General features: G+C 68.7%; 17 protein-coding genes, 1 tRNA gene and 2 pseudogenes. 12 read left to right on the top strand and 8 right to left on the bottom strand.

Going from position 1 to position 24,623, the window contains the following annotated elements:
* Window positions 1-26: 26 nt before the first annotated feature.
* Window positions 27-1,058: pseudogene (locus C4U44_RS09965) on the top strand (ArsA-related P-loop ATPase); the annotation flags it as partial.
* Window positions 1,059-1,278: 220 nt separating this feature from the next.
* A complete protein-coding gene (locus C4U44_RS09960; RefSeq protein WP_103885349.1) occupies window positions 1,279-2,547 on the top strand; it encodes an ArsA family ATPase in 1,269 nt (422 codons plus the stop codon).
* Between the two features lie 54 nt (window positions 2,548-2,601).
* Here the strand turns inward: C4U44_RS09960 and C4U44_RS09955 are convergent, their stop codons facing one another.
* Window positions 2,602-2,934, bottom strand: a complete 333-nt coding sequence (locus C4U44_RS09955) for a WhiB family transcriptional regulator (RefSeq protein ID WP_103885348.1) — start codon at window positions 2,932-2,934, stop codon at window positions 2,602-2,604.
* A gap of 600 nt (window positions 2,935-3,534) precedes the next feature.
* Here C4U44_RS09955 and C4U44_RS09950 point away from each other — a divergent pair.
* Window positions 3,535-5,883, top strand: coding sequence for a transglycosylase domain-containing protein (locus C4U44_RS09950; protein WP_103885347.1), 2,349 nt, complete (start codon window positions 3,535-3,537; stop codon window positions 5,881-5,883).
* Window positions 5,884-6,121: 238 nt separating this feature from the next.
* On the opposite strand, the gene C4U44_RS09945 is transcribed toward C4U44_RS09950, so the two are convergent.
* Complete coding sequence (locus C4U44_RS09945; RefSeq protein WP_103885346.1) at window positions 6,122-6,580, bottom strand: GatB/YqeY domain-containing protein; 459 nt, start codon at window positions 6,578-6,580, stop codon at window positions 6,122-6,124.
* Window positions 6,581-6,703: 123 nt separating this feature from the next.
* On the opposite strand from C4U44_RS09945, the gene C4U44_RS09940 reads away from it, so the two are divergent.
* The 3 genes from C4U44_RS09940 (at window position 6,704) to C4U44_RS09930 (ending at window position 8,684) form a co-directional block, all read left to right on the top strand.
* A complete protein-coding gene (locus C4U44_RS09940) occupies window positions 6,704-7,627 on the top strand; it encodes a metallophosphoesterase (protein WP_103885345.1) in 924 nt (307 codons plus the stop codon).
* 73 nt (window positions 7,628-7,700) lie between these two features.
* Window positions 7,701-7,774 (top strand) — tRNA-Pro (locus C4U44_RS09935).
* A 193-nt stretch (window positions 7,775-7,967) separates the two neighbouring features.
* Window positions 7,968-8,684, top strand: coding sequence for a hypothetical protein (locus C4U44_RS09930; protein ID WP_146088228.1), 717 nt, complete (start codon window positions 7,968-7,970; stop codon window positions 8,682-8,684).
* A gap of 236 nt (window positions 8,685-8,920) precedes the next feature.
* Here C4U44_RS09930 and C4U44_RS43215 read toward each other — a convergent pair whose 3' ends face one another.
* Window positions 8,921-12,403, bottom strand: coding sequence for an NB-ARC domain-containing protein (locus C4U44_RS43215; RefSeq protein WP_146088227.1), 3,483 nt, complete (start codon window positions 12,401-12,403; stop codon window positions 8,921-8,923).
* Window positions 12,404-12,463: 60 nt separating this feature from the next.
* A complete protein-coding gene (locus C4U44_RS09920) occupies window positions 12,464-13,099 on the bottom strand; it encodes a DUF262 domain-containing protein (RefSeq protein WP_103885342.1) in 636 nt (211 codons plus the stop codon).
* A gap of 260 nt (window positions 13,100-13,359) precedes the next feature.
* Here C4U44_RS09920 and C4U44_RS09915 point away from each other — a divergent pair, with 260 nt between their 5' ends.
* A complete protein-coding gene (locus C4U44_RS09915; protein WP_146088226.1) occupies window positions 13,360-13,767 on the top strand; it encodes a helix-turn-helix domain-containing protein in 408 nt (135 codons plus the stop codon).
* A gap of 13 nt (window positions 13,768-13,780) precedes the next feature.
* Here C4U44_RS09915 and C4U44_RS09910 read toward each other — a convergent pair whose 3' ends face one another.
* On the bottom strand, window positions 13,781-17,056 hold the full coding sequence (locus C4U44_RS09910; RefSeq protein WP_235031960.1) for a type ISP restriction/modification enzyme: 3,276 nt from the start codon (window positions 17,054-17,056) through the stop codon (window positions 13,781-13,783).
* A 192-nt stretch (window positions 17,057-17,248) separates the two neighbouring features.
* Between C4U44_RS09910 and C4U44_RS09905 the strand changes: the two genes are divergently transcribed.
* Window positions 17,249-17,731: a hypothetical protein gene (locus tag C4U44_RS09905; protein WP_103885339.1), complete on the top strand. Its 483-nt coding sequence runs from the start codon at window positions 17,249-17,251 to the stop codon at window positions 17,729-17,731.
* Window positions 17,732-17,849: 118 nt separating this feature from the next.
* Window positions 17,850-19,673, top strand: coding sequence for a hypothetical protein (locus C4U44_RS09900; RefSeq protein ID WP_235031959.1), 1,824 nt, complete (start codon window positions 17,850-17,852; stop codon window positions 19,671-19,673).
* A 174-nt stretch (window positions 19,674-19,847) separates the two neighbouring features.
* Here the strand turns inward: C4U44_RS09900 and C4U44_RS09895 are convergent, their stop codons facing one another.
* Window positions 19,848-20,630: a DUF6928 family protein gene (locus C4U44_RS09895; protein ID WP_235031958.1), complete on the bottom strand. Its 783-nt coding sequence runs from the start codon at window positions 20,628-20,630 to the stop codon at window positions 19,848-19,850.
* Between the two features lie 100 nt (window positions 20,631-20,730).
* Here C4U44_RS09895 and C4U44_RS09890 point away from each other — a divergent pair, with 100 nt between their 5' ends.
* Window positions 20,731-21,273, top strand: a complete 543-nt coding sequence (locus C4U44_RS09890; protein ID WP_103885337.1) for an SMI1/KNR4 family protein — start codon at window positions 20,731-20,733, stop codon at window positions 21,271-21,273.
* Between the two features lie 45 nt (window positions 21,274-21,318).
* Here the strand turns inward: C4U44_RS09890 and C4U44_RS09885 are convergent, their stop codons facing one another.
* Both C4U44_RS09885 and C4U44_RS09880 read right to left on the bottom strand, forming a co-directional pair.
* Complete coding sequence (locus C4U44_RS09885) at window positions 21,319-21,756, bottom strand: protein-tyrosine phosphatase family protein (RefSeq protein ID WP_322973581.1); 438 nt, start codon at window positions 21,754-21,756, stop codon at window positions 21,319-21,321.
* A 558-nt stretch (window positions 21,757-22,314) separates the two neighbouring features.
* On the bottom strand, window positions 22,315-22,905 hold the full coding sequence (locus C4U44_RS09880; protein ID WP_103885786.1) for a TetR/AcrR family transcriptional regulator: 591 nt from the start codon (window positions 22,903-22,905) through the stop codon (window positions 22,315-22,317).
* 96 nt (window positions 22,906-23,001) lie between these two features.
* Here C4U44_RS09880 and C4U44_RS09875 point away from each other — a divergent pair, with 96 nt between their 5' ends.
* Both C4U44_RS09875 and C4U44_RS09870 read left to right on the top strand, forming a co-directional pair.
* Complete coding sequence (locus tag C4U44_RS09875) at window positions 23,002-23,727, top strand: SDR family oxidoreductase (protein WP_103885335.1); 726 nt, start codon at window positions 23,002-23,004, stop codon at window positions 23,725-23,727.
* A gap of 554 nt (window positions 23,728-24,281) precedes the next feature.
* Window positions 24,282-24,623: pseudogene (locus tag C4U44_RS09870) on the top strand (peptidoglycan recognition protein family protein); the annotation flags it as partial.

Below are 24,623 nucleotides of genomic sequence, written 5' to 3'. Positions count from 1 at the left end.
GGCCTGCGAGTGGTTAGGCTCGCAAGGTGAGCCCTCAACAGTCATCAGCCGTCAGGCTCCACATCGTGACCGGCAAGGGCGGTACGGGCAAGACCACGGTCGCCGCCGCACTTGCGCTCGCCCTCGCGGCCGAGGGCCGCCGCGTGCTGCTGTGCGAGGTCGAGGAGCGGCAGGGCGTCGCCCAGCTCTTCGAGACCGAGGCACTGCCGTACGAGGAGCGCAAAATCGCTTCCGCATCGGGAGGCGGCGAGGTGCACGCCCTGGCGATCGACGCCGAGCTGGCGATGCTCGACTACCTCGACATGTTCTACAAGCTCGGCCGGGCGGGTCGGGCCCTGAAGAAGCTCGGCGCGATCGACTTCGCCACCACCGTCGCCCCCGGGCTGCGCGACGTCCTGCTCACCGGCAAGGTGTGCGAGGCGGTCCGCCGCAAGGACAAGGCGGGCTGGCCGGTGTACGACTCGGTGGTGCTCGACGCCCCGCCGACCGGCCGCATCACCCGCTTCCTCAACGTCAACGACGAGGTGGCGGGTCTGGCCAGGGTCGGGCCGATACACAACCAGGCCCAGGCCGTCATGCGGGTGCTGAAGTCCCCGCAGACCGCGATCCACCTCGTGACGCTGCTGGAGGAGATGCCGGTCCAGGAGACCATGGACGGCGTGAGCGAACTGCGCGCGGCCGGGCTGCCGGTGGGCGCCGTGATCGTCAACATGGTGCGTCCCGTGCTGCTCGCCGACGCCGAACTCGCGGAGGTCGCCGGTACCGAGAACAGCGCGGGCGGCGCGGCGGGCAACGGCAAGCGCAGGACCGCCGTCGCCAAGGCGCTCTCCCAGGCCGGTCTCGGTGGCGCCCGCCGCGGCGGCGTGGCCGAGCGCCTCGTCGACCCGCTGCTCGCCCAGGCGCACGAGCACGCCCAACGGGTGGTGCTGGAGCGCGATCAGCGCGCGGAGATCGCCGGACTCGGGCTGCCGGTACGGGAGTTGGAACTGCTCGGCGACGGGGTGGACCTCGGCGGTCTCTACCGGCTCGCCGAGAGCCTGCGGCGCCAGGCAGTGGCGCCCATCCGCGAGGACGCCGACGCACCGGTCGCCCCGGACGGCGACGACGCGTACGCCGGAGACGCCGGGGACGCCGACGAGGAAGCCGTCGACGAGGTCTTCGCCGGCGCGGCGACAGCCACCCGCGCCAGCACGGACGCCGAAGCCGATGCCGACGCTGCAGATACCGAAGCTGAAGCCGACGCCGCGAACAACGAGCCCGAGGTCTGAGGTCGCACGGATGAGTCTGGAAAGTCCCCTGCTGGAGATCGACCCGCTGCTCGACGACCCCAAGGCCCGCATCATCGTGTGCTGCGGCTCCGGCGGTGTCGGCAAGACCACGACCGCCGCCGCGCTGGGCGTGCGCGCCGCCGAGCGCGGGCGCACCGCGGTGGTACTCACCATCGACCCCGCGCGCCGTCTGGCGCAGTCGATGGGACTGACCGAACTCGACAACACGCCCCGCGAGGTGGCCGGAATCGATCGGTCGGCCGGCGGTTCGCTGCACGCGATGATGCTGGACATGAAACGGACGTTCGACGAGGTCGTGGCGCAGCACTCCGACCCCGAGCGGGCCCGGGCGATCCTGGAGAACCCCTTCTACCAGTCGCTGTCGGCCGGTTTCGCCGGCACCCAGGAGTACATGGCGATGGAGAAGCTGGGCCAGCTGCGGGCCCAGGACGCCTGGGACCTGATCATCGTCGACACCCCGCCGAGCCGCAGCGCGCTGGACTTCCTGGACGCGCCCAAGCGGCTCGGCTCGTTCCTCGACGGGCGCTTCATCAAGCTGCTGATGGCTCCGGCGAAGGTGGGCGGCCGGGCCGGGGTGAAGTTCCTCAACATGGGCATGTCGATGATGACCGGCACCCTGAGCAAGGTGATGGGGGCGGGCCTGCTGCGCGACGTGCAGACCTTCGTCGCCGCCATGGACACCATGTTCGGCGGGTTCCGTACCCGCGCCGACGCGACGTACCGGCTGCTCCAGGCGCCCGGCACCGCGTTCCTGGTGGTCGCCGCCCCCGAGCGCGACGCGCTGCGCGAGGCGGCCTACTTCGTGGACCGGCTGGCCGCCGAGGACATGCCGCTGGCCGGGCTGGTGCTCAACCGCGTGCACGGCAGCGGCGCGGACCAGCTCACCGCGGAGCGCGCCGTGGCCGCCGCCGAGGCGCTGGAGGACGCGGTCGCGGAAAATCTTGCCGACCCCGGCATTGTCGATCTACCCGCCGGGAAAGCTGACCCCGATGCCTCCGATGTCCCTGACGAGACCCGGGATCGCGGCGGGAAAGACCCCCAGGACCGCACGGAACTCCTCGCCGCAGGGCTGCTGCGGCTGCACGCCGAGCGGATGCAGGTGGTCGCCCGTGAGCGGCGCACCCGCGACCGCTTCGTGTCGGTGCACCCCGAGGTCCCCGTGGTGGAGGTCACGGCGCTGCCCGGCGACGTGCACGACCTGGAGGGTCTGCGGGCGATCGGCCTCCGCCTGGGCGGCGGTCGGCCGGCTGCGGCGTAGCCGTCCCCGGCCGGGTTCTTCGGCAGGTTTCTGCGCGGGTCCCTGCGCGAGCGGTCAGCCCGCTGCCGCGTAGTCGGCCTCGTCGCCGATCGGCAGCAGTCCGGTGCTGCGCTCGTACTCCGTGCGCGCGGTCTCCAGCAGCCGGCGCCAGGACGTCACGGTCGGACGGCGGCGCAGCAGAGCGCGGCGTTCACGCTCGGTCATCCCCCCCCACACACCGAACTCGACCCGGTTGTCGAGTGCGTCCGCCAGGCACTCGGTCCGCACCGGGCAGCCGGTGCACACCGCCTTCGCCCGGTTCTGGGCCGCACCCTGGACGAACAACTCGTCCGGATCAGTGGTCTTGCACGCGGCCTGCGTGCTCCAGTCGGTTACCCAGCTGCTCATGCTGGCGCCGTCCTCTCCCGAATCGAGGCTCCCCCACGGCGGCAAGCGGCATATTCACCGTTGCCAGTTGAGGACGTTACGGAAGGTAGGCGCGGCGCAACAGCCCTTTCAGGCCCAATCTTGCATGGCCCGAATGGACTATGCGTGCGCGACAGATCACCCAACGGAGTGAGCTGCGACGAAAGCGCATCTAACGGGCGAAAAGCGACACTTCGCCCGACCGGGAAAGCCAATTCCCCAGTCATATGCCGAAATTCGGGCAGTTCTCATCACTCACAAGAGTGATGAAGGGAGGCAGAGGCCCACGATGCCTTCGTGCCTCGCCTGTTACAGGGTAGGCGACCACCCCGCCGCGCGTCCGGGGAATCGCAACCTCCGTACCCCATCAGTCGCGTGAGGAGTCCGGCGCCGCCCCCGCCACGGGTGTACGCCGGCGCACCCCGCGCGACGCGCCTTCCGCTCCGGCTCCGTTCCCGCTCGCCCGTAACCCGCTCCCGTCACGAACGTCACAGCCGCGTAATGTCACGGTCTCGTACGCGTACGCCCAGAAAGCCACCAACCCCTCGGGAACTGCTGGGATGACGGTTTAGGCTGCTCTGCATGGCTCACAAGCGTTCCGGTGGGGGACTGTCGACGGCCCAGCAGGTCGCCAAGTTCCTCGGTGTCAGCGTGTTGGCCGGTGTCGTGCTCGCGGGAATCGCGCTGCCGGCCGCCGGCGCCCTCGGGTTGTCCGCGAAGGGCACCGTCAAGGGTTTCGACGACCTGCCGGGAGAGCTGAAGCAGCCACCACTCAGCCAGGCGTCCAAGATCCTCGACGCCAACGGCGGGCTGATCGCCACCGTCTACTCGCGTGACCGCACCGTGGTGCCGATCACACAGATGAGCCCCAACATCCTCAGCGCGCTCGTCGACATCGAGGACGACCGCTTCTACCAGCACGGCGCGATCGACCTCAAGGGCATCCTGCGCGCGCTGAGCCACAACGCCTCCGACGGCGGGACCCAGGGCGCGTCGACCCTCACGCAGCAGTACGTGAAGAACGTCTTCGTGGAGGAGGCCGGCGACGACCAGAGCAAGGTCGCCGAGGCCACCCAGCAGACGGTCGGCCGCAAGATCAAGGAAATGAAGTACGCGATCCAGGTCGAGAAGGAACTCGGCAAGAAGAAGATCCTGGAGAACTACCTCAACATCACCTTCTTCGGCGAGCAGGCGTACGGCATCGAGGCCGCCTCCGAGCGGTACTTCAGCACCCACGCCAAGGACCTCACCCTGCCGCAGGCCGCGATGCTGGCCGGCCTGGTCCAGTCGCCGACCGCGTACGACCCGATCAGCGCGCCCAACGCCGCGACCGAGCGCCGCAACACCGTGCTCGCGCGGATGGCACAGCTGAAGGACATCACCCCGGCGCAGGCCGCCGCCGCGGAGAAGGCCCCGCTCGGCCTCAAGGTCAGCACCCCGAAGAACGGCTGCATCACCGCCGTCAACGGGGCGGGCTTCTTCTGCGACTACGTCCGCGAGACCTTCCTGCAGAACGCGGCCTTCGGCAAGACCAAGGAGGACCGCGCCAAGGTCTGGAACACCGGCGGTCTGACGATCAAGACCACGCTCGACCCGAAGGCGCAGAAGTCGCTGCTCAACGGGATCAGCCAGCACGTCTACCAGAGCAACACCATCGCGGCCGCGATGACCATGGTCCAGCCGGGCACCGGCAAGGTCATCGCGATGGGCCAGAGCAAGCCGTACGGCCTCGGCAAGAACGAGACCCAGATCAACTACTCGGTCAACGAGGACATGGACGGCGGCGTCGGCTTCCAGAACGGTTCGACGTTCAAGCCGATCACCGCGGCGGCGGCCCTGGAGGCGGGCTACAAGCCCTCGCAGACCTACCCCGCGCCGAACAAGATCCAGTACCCCGACGTGACCAACTGCGACGGCCAGGTCATCCACAGCGACAAGACCACGCAGAACGAGTTGCCCTCGGAGGTCGGGCCGTTCGCGATGCCGGACGCGCTGAAGCAGTCGATCAACACCTACTTCGTGGCGCTCGAAGCCGACGTCGGCCTCTGCCCGATCGTGAAGATGGCCGACAAGCTCGGCGTGGGCCGGGCCGACGGCAAGCCCCTGGTGCAGGGCGCGTCCCTCACCCTGGGTACCAACGAGGTGTCGCCGCTCACCGTGGCCTCCGCGTACGCCGCCTTCGCCAACCGCGGCGTCTACTGCACACCGATCGTGATCAACTCGGTGACCAACGCGCAGGGCAAGCACCTGACGGTGCCCAAGTCGCTCTGCTCGCAGGCGATGTCCCAGCAGACGGCCGACACCCTGAACACCATGCTCAAGGGCGTCGTCGACGACGGTACGGGCACCGCGGCCAACCTGCCCGGTCGGGAGACCGCCGGTAAGACCGGTACCACCGACAACCGCTACGCCGCCTGGTTCGCGGGTTACACCCCGCAGCTCGCCTCCGCGGTGTGGATGGGCGACCCGGCGCACAAGCGGCAGATGGAAGGCATCACCATCGGCCCGCGGTACTACGACAAGGTCCAGGGTGCGGACGGGCCCGCGCCGATCTGGAAGGACGCCATGAGCGGCGCCCTGGACGGCACACCCTCGACGAACTTCGTCACCGTGCCGCTCAACGTGCCGAACCCGAAGCAGTCCCAGCAGCCGCCGAACGGCGGCAACGCCGGGGACACCCAGGGCAACGGCAAGCACCACGGCAACGGTGGGAACGGCCCCGGCGGCTTCACCGTCATGGGCGCGACGACGGGCGCGATCACCGGCGGCGACACAGGTACGGCCGGGGGCACGACGGGCGGAACGGACGCCGGGACGACCGGCGGGACCACGAACCAGGGCAGCACGAACGGGACGACGACCGATGGCGGCGGTGGAGCAGGCGGGGTCCTGCTGCCATCGGGCGGGGGCACGATCGGCGGGAGAACCTAGCGGCCTCCGCGGAGGTCGCGGTCCGAACGGGTAAGGGGCACTCACCAGTGGTGGGTGCCCCTTACGTTTTGTGCTGGGCCGAGCCGTTTCGTAGGGTGCCGGGCGGTCGTAAGGCGCGGGTGGTCGTAAGGCGCCGGGAGCAGGTTCGTACGGCGCCGGGTGGTCGTACGGCAGCGTCGAGCCGGTTCGTACGGTGCCGGGCGGGCCCGTAGGACGGTGCGGCAGTGGGGGCCCGCGCTCAGCCCGCGAGCTGGCGCTTGACCTCGGCGGCGACGCGGCCACCCTCGGCGAGCCCGGCCACCTTCGGGTTCACGACCTTCATCACGGCGCCCATCGCCTTCGGCCCGGACGCCCCGGACTCCTCGATCGCGGACCGTACGATCTCCGCGAGCTCCTGGTCGTCCAGCTGCTTCGGCAGGTACTCCGCGAGCACCTCGCCCTCCTCGCGCTCCCGCTGCGCGGACTCGGCCCGACCACCCTGCGCGAACGCCTCCGCCGCCTCGCGCCGCTTCTTCGCCTCGCGGGCGATGACCTTCAGCACCTCGTCGTCGGAGAGCTGCCGGGCGGTCTCGCCCGCCACCTCCTCCTTGGTGATGGCGCTGAGGGTCAGCCGGATGGTGGCGGAGCGCAGCTCGTCGCGGCTCTTCATCGCAGTGGTCAGGTCGTCGTGCAGGCGCTGCTTGAGGGTCGTGGTCATACGCCGATTTTCGCACCACCGCGCGGCGGGTGCGTCGCATTAACCGCGCACTGCCGTCCGGGGACGGGTCACCGCCGCCCGCCCGCGGCACACGGTGTGGCCGGACTCTGACACGATGGAGGCATGCGCGCGCTCTACGGAATCCCCCTCGGTGTGACGGCAGCCGGCGCGGCCTGCGTGGCCTACGCGGCCGGTTTCGAGGCGCGGTCCTTCCGCCTGCGCCGGGTCCAGGTACCGGTGCTGCCCGAGGGCATGCGGCCGATCCGCATCCTCCAGCTCTCCGACATCCACATGGTCTCCGGCCAGACCAAGAAGCGGCGCTGGCTGCAGTCCCTGGCCGGACTGCGCCCCGACCTCGTGGTGAACACCGGGGACAACCTCTCCGACCCCACCGCCGTCCCCGAAGTACTCGACGCCCTGGGCCCGTTGCTCCGCTTCCCGGGTGCGTACGTCTTCGGTTCGAACGACTACTACGGCCCCAAGTTCCGCAATCCCGGCCGCTACCTGGTCGAGAAGGCCCGCGGCCAGCACGGACTCAACGGCAAGAACACCAGCACCCACGGCGGGATCCGCAACCCCTGGGGCGACCTGCGCGACGCCTTCGACGCGGCCGGGTGGGTCGGCCTGAGCAACACCCGCGGCCAGGTCAAGCTCGACGGCGGCCCGCTGCTCGGCCTCACCGGCCTGGACGACCCGCACATCAAGCGCGACCGCTACACGGAGGTCGCGGGCGGCCCCGACCCGGACGCGGACTTCAACCTGGCCCTGGTCCACGCGCCCTACCTCCGGGTCCTGGACGCCTTCACCGCGGACCGCTATCCCCTGATCCTGGCCGGCCACACGCACGGCGGCCAGGTGTGCGTGCCCTTCTACGGCGCCCTGGTCACGAACTGCGACCTGGACACGGACCGCGTGAAGGGACTCTCCACCCACACGGCCACGGGGTCCACCTCCTACCTCCACGTCTCGGCCGGCTGCGGCACCAACCGCTTCACCCCGGTCCGCTTCGCCTGCCCCCCGGAGGCCACCCTCCTCACCCTCACCTGACCCCCGCCCCCACCTCCCCCGAAACCGGATTTCGCCTCCGGCTCCGGGTCCGCTAAAGTAATCCTCGTTGCACCGGGGTGTGGCGCAGCTTGGTAGCGCGCTTCGTTCGGGACGAAGAGGCCGTGGGTTCAAATCCCGCCACCCCGACGGTATAGCAGCAGGTCAGGGCCCTGATCCTTCCGAGGATCGGGGCCCTGATTCGTTCCCGGGGACGTCTTGGGAGCCAACCTGTAGATCCGGCTCCCGGGCGGGAGTGGCCCGGCTCGGCGGAACTCCTGAGACGGGCCTCACGACGGCGCTACGGTCGCCTCCACGGATTGCCGACCCGGGGGGACGCCACATGCAGGAAAGATCAGCGGAACAGGGCTTGGGGGCCGTGACGACGTCCGGACCTCTCCTCGCCGGCGAAGTCTCGCTGCCGGAGGTCATGGCCCGGCTCCAGAAGAGCCGCCCGGTCTTCCACTCCGAGCGGGACCTGCAACACAGCTTCGCGCGCGTGCTGTGGGAGCTGGCCCCCGATATCCGGTCCAGGCTGGAGGTGCGCCAGAACGCCCCGGACGCCACCGGCGCCGAGTACCTCGACCTACTTTGCATCGGCCCCACGGCCCGCACGGCCATCGAGTTCAAGTACCGCACAGCGAAGTGGACGGGTACAGCCGGACCTGACCAGGAGCAGTACACGCTGAGGTCTCACTCGGCCACCGACCTGGCCCGCCTGGGCTTCGTATCCGACATCGCCCGCCTGGAGCGCTTCGGCAATCGCCCGGATCAGAACGGCCTGGCCCTCCTCATCACCAACGAGGCCGGCCTGTGGCTGCCGCCAAGGAGCAGCAAGCCAACCCGCGACAGCGGCTTCCGGATCCACCAGGGCCGCACCCTCACAGGCCAACTCGTCTGGGCCAGCGGCGACTACACAGACAACACTCGAACCCTCCGCGGCACCTACCCCCTCAACTGGCAGCCGTACTCAATGCAAGACGGCCCCCGGGGCGAGTTCCGCTACCTCGCTGTCTTCACCGAGCCGCACCCCGCATCAGCTCCGATAACGCAGTCGTAGGTCATAACCGAGAGTTCGGGAAGGGCCTGCGAGCTACGTAAGCAGACGAGTCTGAGCAGTCCCACAAGCGCTTCGGTCCCCTCCCCGCACGAAGTCAGCCCAGCCCTGCCCACCTCACCTGCGGTCATATCGAGAGGCGACATCCACAGGTGTACAGGTCGGGCCACCCTGGCCGGACTGAGCGTCGCGAGCATCTTCCTCTGGTCCGCCTTGTGATCCGAACGAAGCAGCCAAGGTCAGCCGGGATCGAACGTGTACCCATACAGCCCCCGTCCACCCCCGACGGCCAGGCCGCGGCCGTCGGGCAGGAAACAGCAGGAGCGGGGGGAAGCTTCGGTCCGCATGAGTGCCAGCGGGGTTCCGGAACCCAGCTCCCAGACCCGCACGGTCCAATCGGCGGCGCCGACGGTGACCAACCACCTGCCGTTCGGAGAGATCGCCACTGCGTCCACTGGGCCGGCGTGACCGGTAAGGGTGTGCCGGATCCGCCCGGTGGCCGCATCCCAGACCCGCACGATCCCATCAAAGCTGCCCGTCACCAGCCACGTGCTGTCAGGAGAAACCGCCACCCCACCCACCGGGCTCGTGCGTTCGTTCAGGGTGCGCAAGTTACGGCCGGTGGCCGCGTCCCAGACCCGCACGATCCCATCATCGCCACTAGTCACCAGCCACGCACCATCAGGAGAAACCGCCAGCCCACGCACCCGAGCAGCGAAGGCGTGTCGCACGTGGCCGGTGGCCGCGTCCCAGACCCGCACGATCCCATCATCGCCACTAGTCACCAGCCACGCACCATCAGGAGAAACCGCCACCCCACCCACCCGAGCAGCGAAGGCGTGTCGCACGTGGCCGGTGGCCGCGTCCCAGACCCGCACGATCCCATCATCGCCACTAGTCACCAGCCACGCACCATCAGGAGAAACCGCCACCCCACCCACCGGGCCCGTGCGTCCATTCAGGGTGCGCAGGATGCGGCCCGTGTCAGCGTCTCTAATTTGCACTGCCCCGTCCTCGCCAGCGGTGGCGAGCCGCCCACCGTCCGGGGAGGAGGTGGCCAGCGCATGTACTGAGCGGATGCGATCGGTACGCTCGGGTGAGGTGCGGTTGGTGACTGCATCCCATACCCGCACCGCCCCGAAGACGCCGCCGGTGGCAAGCCAAGTGCCGTCCGGAGAAACAACCACCGAATACACCGGGCCTGTCTGGTTGGTGACAGTGCGCCGAATCCTGCCGGTTGCCACGTCCCACAGCCGTACCGCCCCCAAGATGCCGCTGGTGGCAAGCCAAGTACCGTCCGGAGAGATCGCCACCGAACACATTTGGTCGGTCGGGTCGGTGAGAGTGTGTCGCACGTGGCCAGTGGCCGCGTCCCAGATCCGCACGATCCCTTCATCGTCGACCGTGGCAAGCCAAGTACCGTCCGGAGAAACAACCACCGAATGCACCAGGCCGGTGTGGCCGGTGAGAGTGCGCCGGATCCGCCCGGTGGCCGCGTCCCAGACCTGCACGATCCCGTCAAAGCCGCCCGTCACCAGCCACGTGCTGTCGGGGGAAACAGCAACCGTGTTTACCGGGCCGGCGAGGGTGCGCAGGATGCGGCCGGAGACAGCGTCCTGCACGCTCCCGTCAGTGCCGTCGGTCGCTAGCCACATGGCGTCGGGGGAAACAGCCACCGCCCTTACCGGGTCGGTGAAATCGCTTAAAGTATGCTGGATCAGGCCGGTGGCGGCGTCTGAGACCCGTACGCACCTGTCATCACCAGCGGTAGCAAGCCACGTGCTGTCAAAGGAAAATGCCACCGCCCGTACCGGGCCGGCATGGCTGGTGAGGTTACGCAGCATGCAGCCGATGGCGACGTCCCATACCTGCACGCTCCCATTGAGGCAGCCGATCGTGAACCACCTGCCGTTCGGGGAAACCGCCATTGCGCTCACCTCACCCACATGCACGGGCAAGAGGAGCCGTTGTGCCGGATCAGGTAGATCGGGCAGCGGCCATCGGTTGTACAGCGCAGCGTTCGAATCGCGCCAGTTGGCGGACTGCACGCGCCAGGTGCCGTAGTCGGCGAGGCGGCTGCGGAGGATAGCTGCGCGGGCGTGCGGCGGGTTGGTGGGGGCGAGGAGGTGGGTGGTGCGGGCGAGTTCGCGGGCGGCCTGGCGGGCGGTGGGGGTGGGGACGAGGGTGAGGTCGGCGACAGGGGTGGCCGCGGCGCGCTGATCGAGGCGCCAGGCGATCCAGCGCAGGTCGGTGGCGAGGACCTCGGCATCGGTGGTGCGGCCGGCGGCCAGTAGGTGGGAGACGAGGTGGTCGGCGAGGTAGCCGTCGGGCATCCGCCACCACGCGCGGTTCGGCCCGGTGCGGCCGCCGGGCTGCGGTTCGGCCTCCGGAACGTCGAGCGCGGCGGCGTTGACCAGCGCCTCGTGCGCGGCGCGCAGACGGTCTCTGCCGAGGCGGGAGCGCAGGAAGTCGCGGAAGACGTCGTGCAGTTGAACCCGTCCGCCTCCCGCCGGGTCGAGGGTGATCAGGGACAGACCGGCGAGGGTGGCGCACAGGTCGCGGGCCCGCTCCTCCCCCAGTCCCGCGGTTGCCCGCCACAGTGCGACGATCAATGGCACGGGGAAGGACTCGTCCTCTGCGAAGACGCCCAGTTCGGTGAAGCGGTCGAAGCCGCCGGGGGGCAGCAGCGGCGCGGCGCCGGCCTCCACAGCGGCCCGAACCGCAGTCTGCCGTGCCCGCGGATCGTTCAAGTCGACGCTGTGTTCCGGGTCCAGCCCGGTCGGGCCCTGCCGCCGCAGTTGTTCCAGGACGGTGGTCCCGGCAGCCGCTAAGTCGGCTCCGGTGGCGATCCGCCGGTGGACTAGTCGGTTGGCCAGGCGCAGCAAAAGCGGCCATCGGCCAGTGGAACGCAGCAGGCCGTCGAGGGTGGTGCGGGGCAGTTGGCCGGGCAACCCGAAGGTGAGAACCTGCTGAGCCTGCGCGCCGGACATCTCGCTAATCAGCACGCTACGTGCGTCAGGGGGCAGCAACTCCGGGAGCCTGGTGGTGATCAGGCGCCGGCAGCGGGCGCCGCCGGCCAGGAACGGCTGGAGCTGCTCGACGGTCCACACGTCGTCGAGGATGAGCAGTAGGTCCGGGCGGACGTCGAGCAGTCGGCCCAGGTGTTCGCCAGCGAGTTCCGGGTCGTCGAAGATGGTGGTGTCGCCGGTGATGAACCGGGTCGCCTCGGCCACCTTCGCCGCGACTGCCGCCCTTCCACGCACCTCCAGGCCCAGTGTGACCCGGTAGATCCGCCCTCGGAACCGGCGCTGAACCAGCGGGTCGGCCCACACCGTCTCCGCCAGCGTCGTCTTCCCGAAACCCCCGGCACCGTGCAGTCCAGCGGTGGTTGTGATCCCGACTGAACGCGACGAATCGCAGCGGCACAGTTCGTCCGCCACTTCGCGGGCCTGCGCGCGGTCGACCACCCACCGCGGCCGCTGCGGAGGCGCGGGTGGCGGCGGATCACCGCCGCCTGCCGCCTCACCGCGCTGGTCGCGCACGACGGCAAGCACCCCGAGCACCAGGGCAAGCATCAGGCCAATGCCGAGCACCCACCAGGCGTGCTCCCGAATCAGGTCCAACGGGCCCGGCCAACGCGCTTGTCCCGTCGCGGCGTTCTCCGCCAGCGACGCCACCGCCTCGGCCACCGCGCCTATGGCCACCAGCACGGCAGCGGCCAACGCCGGCCGATCCACGCCCCTCACACGCCGCCCCGTCCGCCTCGTTCCCGGCAAGCGAGGTTACCCCCGCAGTCGGCCACGCTGGCCTTGACCAAGGCGATCTGCCGAAACCCGGTGACTGCAAAGGGCGTCAGATGATCCGAACGAGACGGCCTGGGTCCTCGCGGAGTGGCGCACTCCCAGCATGGTGATCGGCCACACCCCCAACACGTACTCCGCGTTAGTGGGCCAGACCTTGTACCGATGATCCGGGTGCTGACCGATGTCGAACAGGTCCTCATCGTTCTCGAGGAACTTGCTCAGCAGACGTACGGAGCGCTCGTGGTCCATCCCCGCAGCGGACAACCGGGCGGCGTACAAGAAGAGCTGCAGGGTCGTGAGCCGCTGCTGCTCGTCGATGACCTGCCGGGTCTCCAGATTCGATGACAGGTACGGCGTCTTGTCGAACACCACCGCACCCAGGAAGTGCGGCGCAACGGTATCCCCGCTGCCGCCCGCCCGCTCCGTCCGCTCGATCACCCGACGGATGTCCTCCCACAGTGCCGTCCAGTTCTCGTCCCTGTTCCAGACATACGGTCGCTGGAACAGCGGCACTGTGTACCGCACGTCCTTGCCGAAGATCCCCGCAAGTCGACCGTATCCGCCTTCACGGAACGCCCCTTTCGTCCACGATTCGCTACCTACGGTATCGACCAACTAACTGCCGGCGTTGCCAGTTGGCGAACTCGTCGTCCACGTTCGTAGATGAGGAAGACCAAGTCGCTCTTCCCCTGGAAGTTCTGGAACCTGCATGGGAGCCGATCCTCTCGGGTTTGCGAGGCGAGCCTGGCCCCAGCATGCAGCCCCGCCCCGGGGAGACCGGCCCATCTCTCCCACCACTTCTCAGGACTTCCGACTGCCCGCCCGGCGGAGTGGAGTCGCCGCTGCTGTCCGTGCGGCGTGCTAGGCATGGCTTCATGCACTCTGCCGCACCCCTGCCTCACCTGGATCTCACGGAAGCGCAGTGGAGACTCCTGGCACGGCTGGCCGAAGGATCGGTTCCGGACCCGAGCGATCGGACGGCCTTCGTCGAGGCATTGGCCTTGGACGGGCTGGATGCGGATCTGGCCCGGGACGATCTGCCGACGCTCCGTTGGATGAAGCTGGTCGACCTGGCCGGCGGTTCGCTGGCGCTCACGGATCTGGGTGCTGCAGTGCACTTCCGGGCGCTGTACGAGTCCTCGCAGGAGCGGCTGGCCGAGATCGCCCGCCTGGCCGACATGCGCGAGTCGGTGGCCCCACAATTCGCACGGGCGGTGCGAAGTGTGGCTGATGGCTCCTGCTCGCTGCCAGAGGCACTGGAGGGTATGGACGAAACCCTGTGATTTGCCGTTGGGGTTACGGCACCTCGTGCCCCTCGAAGAGGACATCGACCGCAGCGTGGCGCGCCTTCCGGGCAGCCGCGGCAACAGGCCACACTCCAGTTGCAGTCAGCTCCGCCTCCGTGATCACGGGGCCGGCGAGAATCTCCCCCAACAGATCGCTCTGGCGCGGTTCGAGGTCGGTGAGACGGCGGAGTACGGAGAGCAACTCGATGAGTTCCGTCGTCCATTCGTGCGGCCAGCGCTCCGCGTGTATGTCGTCCAAGGGGCTCGTCCGCTTGCTGGTCGGCGCGGCCTTCCGGTATCCGAACCACTTGCTGACGATCTTCATGCCGCCGACGTCATCCGCCCACACGACGTCGGGAACGGGAGCGAATGACCCGTCCCCGAGGTGGAGCGTTCTTGTCGCTGGGTCGTACTCCAGTCGATCAGGCATGCGGCTGCCGATCTGCGTCAGGTAGCGGACCTGCCGCTCGTCCCCCAGGGGGAACTGCACTTCACCGGCGGGCCGCCCGAGCGCGGGATCAGGGCACCGGTCGCCGTAGGTCGAGGCCCACAGGATTTCCCGGCCGAGTCCGACGGCGCGTTCCCACAACCCTCCGTCTCGGGTGAGAGGTATGCGTACACCCGGCGTCAGCAGTTCCTCGGCGAACCTCTGAGTGAAGGCGTCGTGGCCGGCAACGGCCACGACATAGGCGGCGAGGTCGGTGGCCGTGACCCGGTCCTGGTTCGTTGCGCGAGCCAGGAACGCGAGCAGTCCAGGCGGCAAGTTCGGAGACCCGTCTGGGTGCAGGAGTGGCAGAATCCGTCCTCCGCGGCCGTTGAAGTGGTGCGTATCCGGGACGAGGTGTGTGGCCACGACCGCAGAGCCGGAGTCGATCTCATGGGAGGACTGCTGGTTGAGGAATATCTGCCCTGCCTGGAGGGACGCCCACAGGTCGGGTCGCGGGTAGTCGAGTACGCGGTTGTCGCCGATCAGCCACTGGCGGTCGAAGCTGCGGAGCGAGGTGCGTATGAGGTTCGGGCGGACGTCGGTCTCTTGCGCCAACGAATGCAGGTGGGCGGGCTGGCCCGGTAACGGCTCCCTTCTGGTGTTCAGATCGCTGTCTCGCGTCTCCTTGAACTGAGTGGCCTTGAGGACCGGGTCGTCACCTCGGATCAACGTGGTCCACCGTCGGCGAAGTACGTCGTCCGATGGGTCGCTCACCCACGAGCGGTTGGACTTTGCACCGGGGCTGCCCCACGGGAACAGGTCGTCCAGCGCTGGGAAGTCCTCCCATCCGGACTGAGTGAGGGGCGTGAACGGCCGCGGACTCCGGGAGTGCGCGTCACGCCAGCCGTCATCATCGATCTGCACCGCGTGCAACTGGTGGAACTTGTCCGCCCGGCGGCCGGCAAGCGCCCGGTAGTGCACCCTCGCCCGGTGGCCCTCGCCCCGCTCTGCTCCCGCCTTGCGAACGAATATGGAGATCGCCAGTGGCTGCGCGACGCCCGGGAAGGGCCGCGTGGCAACGTCGGAGCGGTGTCCCTCCGGTGACAGGTTGATGATCCAGCCCTCGTCGCAGGTGCGGCGCAGATACTCCCGCATGCCGCGACCGCCAGGACCAGTGGCCCAGCCTGAAGGCGTGATGAAGCAGACCACGCCGTGGCGTTCACCGTCGTCCGCGTCGAAGACCTTCCAGGTGGCCCAACGCCAGAAGTAGACGTACATGTTCTTGAGCACGTGCTCATAACGCCCGTTGCCTGGGTAGCGGAAGGCGTCGAGCAAGGGCACCTCGGCGCGGTCGGTGCGCTTCTCCACCCAGCCGCCGCGGTCTTCGGCCTTGTCGTCGTACGGCGGGTTGGCGATCACAACGGTCACGGGAACGTTGGCCTTGACGTTGTTCGCTCGCCGGCGGGACTCGGACAGGGCGCCGTATGTGGAGGCCAGGTATTCGTCCTCGACGAACGGGTTGTCCAGCGTGTCGGTGACGAAGAGGTTGAGCCCGCCCTCAGGTAGCGGAGTGTTGTAGCGCTTGAGCAGCTCGGAGGCGCGCAACTCCGCAACGGCGAACGGTCCCATCTGCATCTCGAACCCGTACAGCCGCGGGGCTAGGCGCGAGATGGCGTCGGCGGACATTGCCCGTCCGGAGCCCTCGGCGGCCTGCTCGGCGACCCGCTCGATGATCGTATGGAGAAAGGTTCCGGTGCCCATGGCGGGATCGACGATCCGAACGCCGTCGCTGCGGAAGCCGTCAGACTGGCCGAGCCGCGTACGGAGCACGTCCTCGGTCAGACGCACCATCTCCTGAACGACCTCGTGCGGGGTGTAGTACGAGCCGCTCCGCTGGCGCAGCACAGGGTCGTAGATCGTAAGGAAGTGCTCGTAGAGGTGGAGGTAGGCGTCACGGTTGCCGGTGCGGATGGCCGGCCAGTCCACCTGGGCAATGGTTCGGCGCAGCAGTTCCAACGTGACGGTGAACCGCTCGTTGACGTTGTCGGTGAGGAGCTGGAGGGCCTTCCCCATGAGGGCGTGGTCGGCATCGAGGCGGCGTCCGATGTCATGGAGGCCGATTCCGTCCTGCAGCACGTCCTCGGAGCGAGCGAGCAGCAGGGCGAACGTGACCGCCTGCGCGTAGCCGTCGGCGAAGGTCGCATCGTCTGCGGACGGAAACAGCATCCGCCGCCAGTCGTTCTTGAGCTCCGTGAACGGCCGAGCGCGGACATCGTCGTCCCTCTTGGACGATCGGGCCTCGGCTGACAACTGCTCCAGGACGGCAGCGCGCAGCAATCGGCAGAGCGGGGCGACGTGCTGTACGAGCCGCGCGACGCGCTTGATGGGTGGAGGCGTCCACACCAGGAACTGCTTCAGCAGTGCATCCAGCGCGCCCGGGTCCACCGGCGCCAGGCTCTCGCCCGCAGAGCGAAGCGATCCTGTGAAGTAGACCGTCTCGCCGAGCTGCCTGCCGTCGCGGAACAGTCGCCACTCGGTGCCGTTGGAGTACAGCAAGTTCGGCAGGTTCCGGAGCTTTTCCCACTGCTCGCGGTTGCTCTTGCCAAAGGTGTCGGGGTCAACCGACAACCCCGGCCTCTTGAGCTCGATATAGCCCGCCAGCTCACCGCTTGAGCGGATGGCGTAGTCGGGTCGGACGCCGAGGTCGGGGACGCGGAACTCGTCGTGCCAGGAGACCTCGTGCTGCTCGTGGTGCTCGCCGACGGCCTGGAGCAGCGCCTCAAGGGGTGCGCGGATGGAGGCTTCCGGACTGCCGCCGCCCGACAGTTTGACCTTGCAGGCACGTCCGAACTCCGACACGGCAGCGAACAGCCAGCTGTCTAAGCCCCCTGACATCTTCCCCCCAAGGATCGAGTCAGGGCGCCGATGTTATCTACGTACGGTCATCGGGGGAAGACAGATGGTCAATATGCGGTCGAGCCGTCGGGGCACTGTGGGGGCGCACTCACCCCGATCGGCGTAGCCGCACCGCACCGGCGCCATAATCGGCTCGTGGCCCTCTCACGCCAAGTCCTTGAGGAGCGCGGATTCCGAGGATTCGTACCCTTCTCCCTTCTGGCGACCCAGCTGCTCCCCCTCGACGGCGGGATCTACGTAGTGATCAGGACCTCCGACGCCGCACCGACCTTCCTGGCTGCCAGCACGGCGGGGTGGCGCAAGGGCAACAATCCCGCGGTGAGTACATCGCGGCTTGCGGCGAAGTGGGTCGAAGGCGCTGAGATCCTGTACATCGGCAAGGCAGACGCGGGCACTGCTGCCGACCACGGCCTGCGTGGTCGGCTCAGGCAGTACGCCCGCCATGGTGCCGGTGGAACCAGTCACCACGGCGGGCGGTACATCTGGCAGCTACAAGACTCCGCCGCCTTGCTGGTCGCCTGGAAGCCGGCACCTGACCCCCGTGGCGAGGAGGACGGTCTGCTGGCCGAGTTCGAGACGCTGCACCACGCCCTTCCCTTCGCCAACCTCAGACACTGAAGCTCCCTGGCCCAGCCGCCCGCGGCGAAAACTGTGACTCGGCCTCGATGGAATCTGCGAGCGATGCCCGTCGGCGAATCCGTGCTCACCGCCGGGCGGCCTCCCGTACTCTGCGGCAGTGAACGCCGACGCCGTCGGGCCGTTTCACGCCTCTGGGGGAGGACGTCGCATGCAGGATTCTTCGGACTCGATGGAGGCCGCCGAGCCCGAGGAGAACGGCCGGAGCGATACCGCCGACGCACTTGCTGCGGACAGTCCGCCGTCCCCCTCTGGTAGCGACTCGGCCGCGGCATCGACGGTCCTGGTGGAGGTACGGCCAGGGGTTGCTGTCGCTTTCGGGGAGGTCTCGGCAGAGCTCATTGCGGAACTCAAGCTCGATCCGCTGGACATGGGGCTCGTATCGGTCGACGACCGCACGCGACTCTCGGCAGCAGCCCTCGCCTCGATCGGCAACGCGGCGACAGTAGGCGGGAACCTCGCCAACGCGTTCGCCGGTGTGGAAGGGATCTACAGACTCGGCGACACGACGAGGGCGTTTTTGAGCGCCGGCGGAGCGCTCGCGGCCAAGGACGGCGCGAAGCTCGGCGCTGTGTTCGCCAACGGCCGGATAGTCCATCAAGCCCGCTTGATCCCTGTGACCGGGGTGAGCGCAGCCGAGTTCGCGGCCGCGACCGGGCCCGCGCTGGCCATGGTCGCGCTTCAGGCGATGCTGGGCGAAGTCACCGGCCTCGTGAGGACGAACATCGCGCTGACAAGCGAGGTCCTCACGTCCTTGCGCAACGAACAGTGGGCCGAACTGACGTCGCTCGTCGACACCGTCGACCGCGCGGTCAGTCGCGCGCGTGAGCTCGAATCGGTCACGACGACCGAGTGGGAGAAGGTCGCAGCCAAAGAGGACGCTCTGCGTAAGCAGCGCGAGACATACCGACTGAACGTCGGCGAACATGTTCGGCAGCTCGGTCGGCTGGACACGCCCAGCCGACGTGAATACCTCGAGACGAACGCCAGGGCAATCGTCTTCGACGCCCACGCTCTCCTGTCTTCACTCAAGGCATGGACCGGCTACCAGACGCTCCACGCCGCGCGCGCCAGGGCCGCCGGCCGCGAAGAGGCCGACGAGGCACGGCTCGTCGAGATCATTGAGCGCGAGACCAGCGAGGAGATCAACTCCGCCCTGGCACACACGACGAGCCTCGTCGACTCGCTGACGCGGGAGCTACGCATCATCGCCGAGCTCCCCGGACGCACAACAGTGCCGCTGATAGGGAAGCGGAAGGACGCGAAGAAGGCCCGCCTCACCAGTACGCAACTTCTGGAAGCGATCCAGCCGCTTGCCGACGCCCTCCACCCGCCGGCCCCTCCGCTCGAGATTCCCGAAGTCGTCTGCGCGCCCACGTCGCTGGATCTCGAACGGTATCTCCGCATTCTGCGCTGGCGCATCGAGGACGGTGAGACCCTCCGCGCCCTCGGCCTCGATGCCCCCGCACGGATCGGTGCGATCCTCGATGGGGCAAAGGAGAAGGTAGCGCCGGCGATGGACAAGGCGGCGGCGAGGAATCTGGTCGCCGTTACGGATCGCCGCATCATCACGGCCAAGGCGAACGCCTTCCTCGGGCAGGGCGAGATCGGTCAGGACATTCCGATCGATCGTGTGCGATACGTCCGGGCACCGGCGGCACGGGACGGGAACGGGCGCTCGGTGATCGACCTCATCACGTCCGAGGACAACCTCCGGTGGCTCTTCGATTCCGACATCGACAGCACTCATGTGTCCGCGCTCGCCGCCGTACTGGCCGAGTCGATGAACATCCCGGACGAGGAACGGGCGCAGCTCCAGCGGCCGAAACTCGCCTTGCTGGAGACGGGCACAGAGGGCGAGAGCGTCGGTACGGAGTTCGGGGAACCGTCCGCGTCCAATGCCACGGCCGCCGATGCCGAGTAACTCTCAGCCAAGCTGGACCGCAGCCGACCACACGACCAATCCCAGTTACGTGCCGTGGCGCTATTTGCTCGGTCCCAGGCGTAGGTGTCGGGCCGACTGGAGTTCCGCGATATCAACTTGCCGACGGCTCCCCGGCTGAGGCGGCTGGCTTCCTGCGGTCCCTCGAGCTGGCTGTTACACCGCAGTGATGGTGCCGTCCGCCTCGAACCGCAGCACCCGATGCCGATGCATGGCCGCCGCTCGCTGTTGCATCTCCGCTCTGAGCTCGGCCGGGTCGGGGCCGTTCGGGTCGGTGACCCGGTAGCCGTTGAGCGGGACTTCGTCCGGGTCCGCATCGGCGGGCGATGGGTAGCCCTCCAGCACGAATCCGGCGAACGCGCGAAGCGCCTCCTCGCCCAGTTCGAGGGGGTGGAAGTCCAGTGGGTACGGCGGCTGGTCATCGCCCCACTCCGGAACCGGCTCGACCGGGTGCTCTCCCGCCCAGTACGGCGCCTCGAAGTCGTACGGGGCACCGATGTCCTCGACGATCCCACTGTCCGGCGAGAGGCTGAGGGAGCGCACCAGCCGGCCGTTCTCCCAGACAGCGAAGGTGAGGGCATCCGAGACGCTGTGCATCGCGTGGAAGAAGACTCGACCCCTGCCGCTCGCCTCCAGCAGATACTCGGGCATGGACGACGGGCGGAGGCTCATCAGACGCCGATCGCAGACGACGTCCACACCCGAGAAGCTGGCCGCATAGCAAACGCCGTCGGGCGGATACGTCGCCTCCACCAGGGTCGTGCCATCGTCGGGCTCCAGAACCCAGCCCGGGTAAAGGCGCTGGAGCAGCTCGGCCGTCGCCGAGCCGTCAACGACGCGGGCACCCCGTAGCGCGGACGGCGTCTCCCCGTCCGAAAAGATCAGCAAACTTGTCTTGGCACCCATGACGCCGTCCCACTCCCCCTGCTTTCGTTCCAACGCACGGACGGTATCCGAGAGTTCTGACACAGCTACGTCTCCCATCGCGGAAGCCCCGCGGTTGATCCTGATCCGCCCGACAACTGGCCCCGGAGGCTGCGTGACCGACCTGACACGGCTCTTCGAGCGCGTACGTGCGCGCGCCGAGCAGCAGACAGCTGACCTTCCGCCATGCATCGGCGAAAAGGAGATCACGCAGGCTGAATCCGTTCTCGGCTTCACGCTTCCACCCATACTGAACGGGCTGTACCGCCATGTCGCCAACGGCGGCTTCGGTCCCGAGTACTACCTGCTGCCGTTGACCGGGCAGGGGCGGACAGCTGTCGCCGAGTACGGAACGCTGCGCACAGCCTCCGGCGCGTACTGGCCCCACGGCGTCCTGTCGATCCTGGACTGGGGCTGCGGGATGTACGCCGCCGTCGACTGCTTGCACCCCGACGCACCCGTCCTCCTCTTCGAACCCAACGCCGGCCCCGCCGACTGGGCCGATGCCTGGTTCCTGGACTCCCCGTCACTCGCCCAGTGGCTGTCCTCCTGGCTGGACGGAACCGGTTGGTGGGAGGAGGACAGCATGATGGCCGACGATGCTGCAGAACCAACCCCCTGGACCGACGCCGCGGCTCGCATCGCGGCGACGGGCTGAGACGCCGCCGAGGGGCTGCGGAAGGCGATGGTGGGGGTTCGCCTCTCAGTGGAGCGGTTCCAGTCCGGTCAAGAGATAGGCGACGTCGAGGCCCGCGGTGAGGTACTGCTCGAACACCTCGTTGTTCAGAGCCCAGGGCGACCGCTTCCGCCGGACCAGGTCCACGGCGTCACCCGGGTCGCTCCCCAGTTCGATCAGCGCCTGGCCGACGACCAGACCCGAGCGGTTGTAGCCGGAGTGGCAGCGTACGAGGACGGAACGCCCCGCCCGAGTGGCGGCGGAGACACGTATGGCGAGTTGCTGGACCGCACCGATCTGATCCGGCATCAACGGGCCGTCGGGGAGCTCTACGACCACATGCTCGACGGCGGCGGACGGGCCGTGCCCGGGGAGGGTGAAGAGGCTCACCACGAGGTCGAACTCACCGCCCACAACTGCCGGCTGCAACTCGCCGGCTCTGTTGGTCCAGTAGTGTCCGCCCATCCACAGGCCGGGACATATCTCACTCCACGGCTCATCGGGCCCAGGGACCTCCCGATCCTTCTGGCGCGTCTTCATCGGCGCTCCCCTCCGACGAGACGAACGACTGCCCGCTGTACCGACGTTCCCGCTGCCGTGACTCGCTGGGTGTCACCTCCTCCGCCGCACGCCGAGACACGACAAAGGAGCACGTCAGCCGGGGAATTCCTGGGAGCCATATGGGAGCCGAACCGCTCCCCGAGCCCCCGCGAAGCCGCCCCAGGCCCACCCAGCCCAACCCTCTGACCTGCGGCAACGCCAAATGCCCGGGCAGCGAGCTGGGTTCGACGGCATTCGGGACGAAGAGGCCGTGGGTTCGAATCCCGCTACCCGCCGCGCCTCTCGGCCGCCGTCGCCGTCACCTCGTCCAAGTCGGCCTCGTCCAGGTCGGCCGCGTCCACGCCACGCGACACCGGGCAACCTGCTCGGCCGGGCCGTCATGCACTTACTGTTCAACCAGCTCGTCGGCGTTGAGCGCCGAGCCATCCGCAAACACCACTCACCGAGTACGGTCCCGGCGTCTCAGGGATGCGGCGGCGCGCTGAGGTCCACCGCGCCCAGGCTGGTGGCGAGTTCGGCCGCCGCCTCCCGGATCCGGGCCGGCAAGGGAGCAACGTCCGGTCGGTCGGTCCAGCGCTCGAACGCGCTGCGGAAGACGGCGACGCCGACCTCCGCGAGCAGCGTCGCCTGCGGCTCGGCGGTACCTCGGTCCCGCAACGCGTCGGCCACCGCCTCGGTCGCGGCGGCGAACTTGGTCCGCCCCCGCTCCTGCAACTCCGGGCTGGCCTGGACGACCGCGCGCCGTTGTGCGGCAAGGGGCGCCTGGTCGGCCATCCCGGCGGCGATGTCCACGAGAGCGGCCAGGAGGGCCTCGAACGGGGCGAGGGCGGTGTCGGCACGGCGGACGGCGCCGGCGAGGGCGGCCGGGAGTTGATCGGAACCGGCGAACAGCACGTCCCGCTTGTCCGCGAAGTAACGGGAGAACGAGCGCCGGGTCAGCCCCGCCCGCTCGGTGATCTCGGCGACGGTGACGTTCTCGTATCCACGCTCGAGGAACAACTCCAGCGCTGCGTCGCGGAGCCGGTCTTCGGCGCACGGATCCCATCGTGGCATGGCCACCATCCTAGCAGTGATGACGCAGTGAGTCGTCATCGCTGCTACGCTGACGACGCAATGAGTCATCACCTTCGGGACAGAGGAGTTGGCACGATGGCCCTTTCACGTCAGCGCATTGTCATCATCGGCGGCAGTTCAGGGATGGGACTGGCCACAGCCCGCGCCGCGGCGGCGGCCGGGGCGACCGTCACGATCGCATCGAGCAACCAGGAGCGCCTGAAGGCCGCCCTCACGGACCTGCCGGACACGTGCGACGGACACGTCGTCGACACCCGCGACGAAGCATCCGTTGCCGCCCTTTTCGACCACGTCGGCGAGCTCGACCACCTGGTGTACACCGCCGGTGACGCGGTACGTCCGCAGCCGCTGGCCGACGTATCGCTCGACGCCGCCCGGCAGTTGCTCGAGGTCCGCTTCTGGGGAACGGTCGCCGCGGTGAAGCACGCCGCGCCGCGTGTCCGGCCGGGCGGATCGATCGTGCTGTCGTCCGGGACGGTCGCGGTCCGCCCCGCACCCGGTACGGCACTCGCGGCCGCCGCCGCGTCCGCCACCGAAGGTCTGACACGGGGGTTGGCCGCCGAACTCGCCCCGATCCGGGTCAACGCGGTCCGCTCGGGGGCGATTCGCACGCCGCTGTGGGACCCGGTTCCGGAGCCGCAGCGCGCCGCGCTGTTCTCGGCCCTCGCCGATCGGACGCTCACCAAGTCGATCGGGGAAGCGGAACAGATCGCCGCGGCGCACCTGTACTTGATGGAGAACAGCTTCGTCACCGGAACCGTGCTCACCGTCGACGGGGGCGCGCTCCTCGCCGGGAGCTAGTACGGGAGATCCGCTCCGCGCACGCGCCCGGCCTCCTTCAAGCGCACCTGCATCGGGCGCCCGATCAGCGGCGAGCCCAGCGTCAGCAACAGCACCGAGGCGTCGCCTGGGCAGACCCTCGCGACCACGACCAGCACGACATGCCCAGGCTTACCAACACGCCCCGACGGCTCCCCACTTCCCTGCTCCGCTTGCCGAATGACCTGCCATGACCGTCGGTCGCCGTTGCCGTCCTCGGCCATGAGGAGCAGGTCTCCAACCGGGGTTCCCGGTTCAGGTGGTCCCGACAGGAGCGGGACACGAGGGCGGGGCCTTCTGAACAGCCGGTCGGTGACGAATTACCGAGCGGCGTCAGGAGGCCCCGGTTGTGACGTGTGCGGACGGTACCGGCGCGGCCGCCTCTGGTAGCGCTCGCGAAACGCCGCGCCCGCGTACACGGCAAGCCCGAGCAGCAATCCCGCGACTGCCTCTGGCCCTCCGTCAGTTCGCGGAAATATCCTCCAACTGCCCAGTGGCGGCTGGAGGAAGCTGCCACGCGTTCCCGCGGAGCCTGTATGCCCATGCACGAGCACGAGGTCGATCGCCGCACCCTGTTCAAGGTGGGTCTGGGAGGGGCGGTGGCCGCGGTCGTCGGCACCGAACTGGCCTTCCCCGGTGCCGCGCGGGCGGCGGGCGCCACGCCCTCGACGCCGTCCGCCGAGTTCCCCTGGATCATCGACTGCGACACCTGGGGCGCCCGGCCCCCGTCCAGCCCGATCCAGATCACCGGCAACCAGACCAACAAGATCATCCTGCACCACATGGCGTTCCCGAACGTGACCGACTACTCGCGCGACCACGCGATCCAGTTGGCCAAGGACTGCCAGAACCTGCACATGGACACCAACGGGTGGGCG

The organism is Actinacidiphila yanglinensis (assembly GCF_900107965.1).
In the GTDB taxonomy this organism is placed as follows: Bacteria; Actinomycetota; Actinomycetes; order Streptomycetales; family Streptomycetaceae; genus Actinacidiphila; species Actinacidiphila yanglinensis.
The sequence above is the reverse complement of the archived record's forward strand: the minus strand, read 5'-3'. Positions and strand labels throughout refer to the sequence as shown.

What these genes read in the sequence shown, in the direction of transcription:
- C4U44_RS09955 (WP_103885348.1), bottom strand. Translation starts at nt 2,934, where the DNA reads ATGAGCAGCTGGGTAACCGACTGGAGCACGCAGGCCGCGTGCAAGACC.
- C4U44_RS09930 (WP_146088228.1), top strand. Translation starts at nt 7,968, where the DNA reads ATGCAGGAAAGATCAGCGGAACAGGGCTTGGGGGCCGTGACGACGTCC.
- C4U44_RS09940 (WP_103885345.1), top strand. Translation starts at nt 6,704, where the DNA reads ATGCGCGCGCTCTACGGAATCCCCCTCGGTGTGACGGCAGCCGGCGCG.
- C4U44_RS09960 (WP_103885349.1), top strand. Translation starts at nt 1,279, where the DNA reads ATGAGTCTGGAAAGTCCCCTGCTGGAGATCGACCCGCTGCTCGACGAC.
- C4U44_RS09915 (WP_146088226.1), top strand. Translation starts at nt 13,360, where the DNA reads ATGCACTCTGCCGCACCCCTGCCTCACCTGGATCTCACGGAAGCGCAG.
- C4U44_RS09880 (WP_103885786.1), bottom strand. Translation starts at nt 22,905, where the DNA reads ATGCCACGATGGGATCCGTGCGCCGAAGACCGGCTCCGCGACGCAGCG.
- C4U44_RS09875 (WP_103885335.1), top strand. Translation starts at nt 23,002, where the DNA reads ATGGCCCTTTCACGTCAGCGCATTGTCATCATCGGCGGCAGTTCAGGG.
- C4U44_RS09950 (WP_103885347.1), top strand. Translation starts at nt 3,535, where the DNA reads ATGGCTCACAAGCGTTCCGGTGGGGGACTGTCGACGGCCCAGCAGGTC.
- C4U44_RS09885 (WP_322973581.1), bottom strand. Translation starts at nt 21,756, where the DNA reads ATGGGCGGACACTACTGGACCAACAGAGCCGGCGAGTTGCAGCCGGCA.
- C4U44_RS09945 (WP_103885346.1), bottom strand. Translation starts at nt 6,580, where the DNA reads ATGACCACGACCCTCAAGCAGCGCCTGCACGACGACCTGACCACTGCG.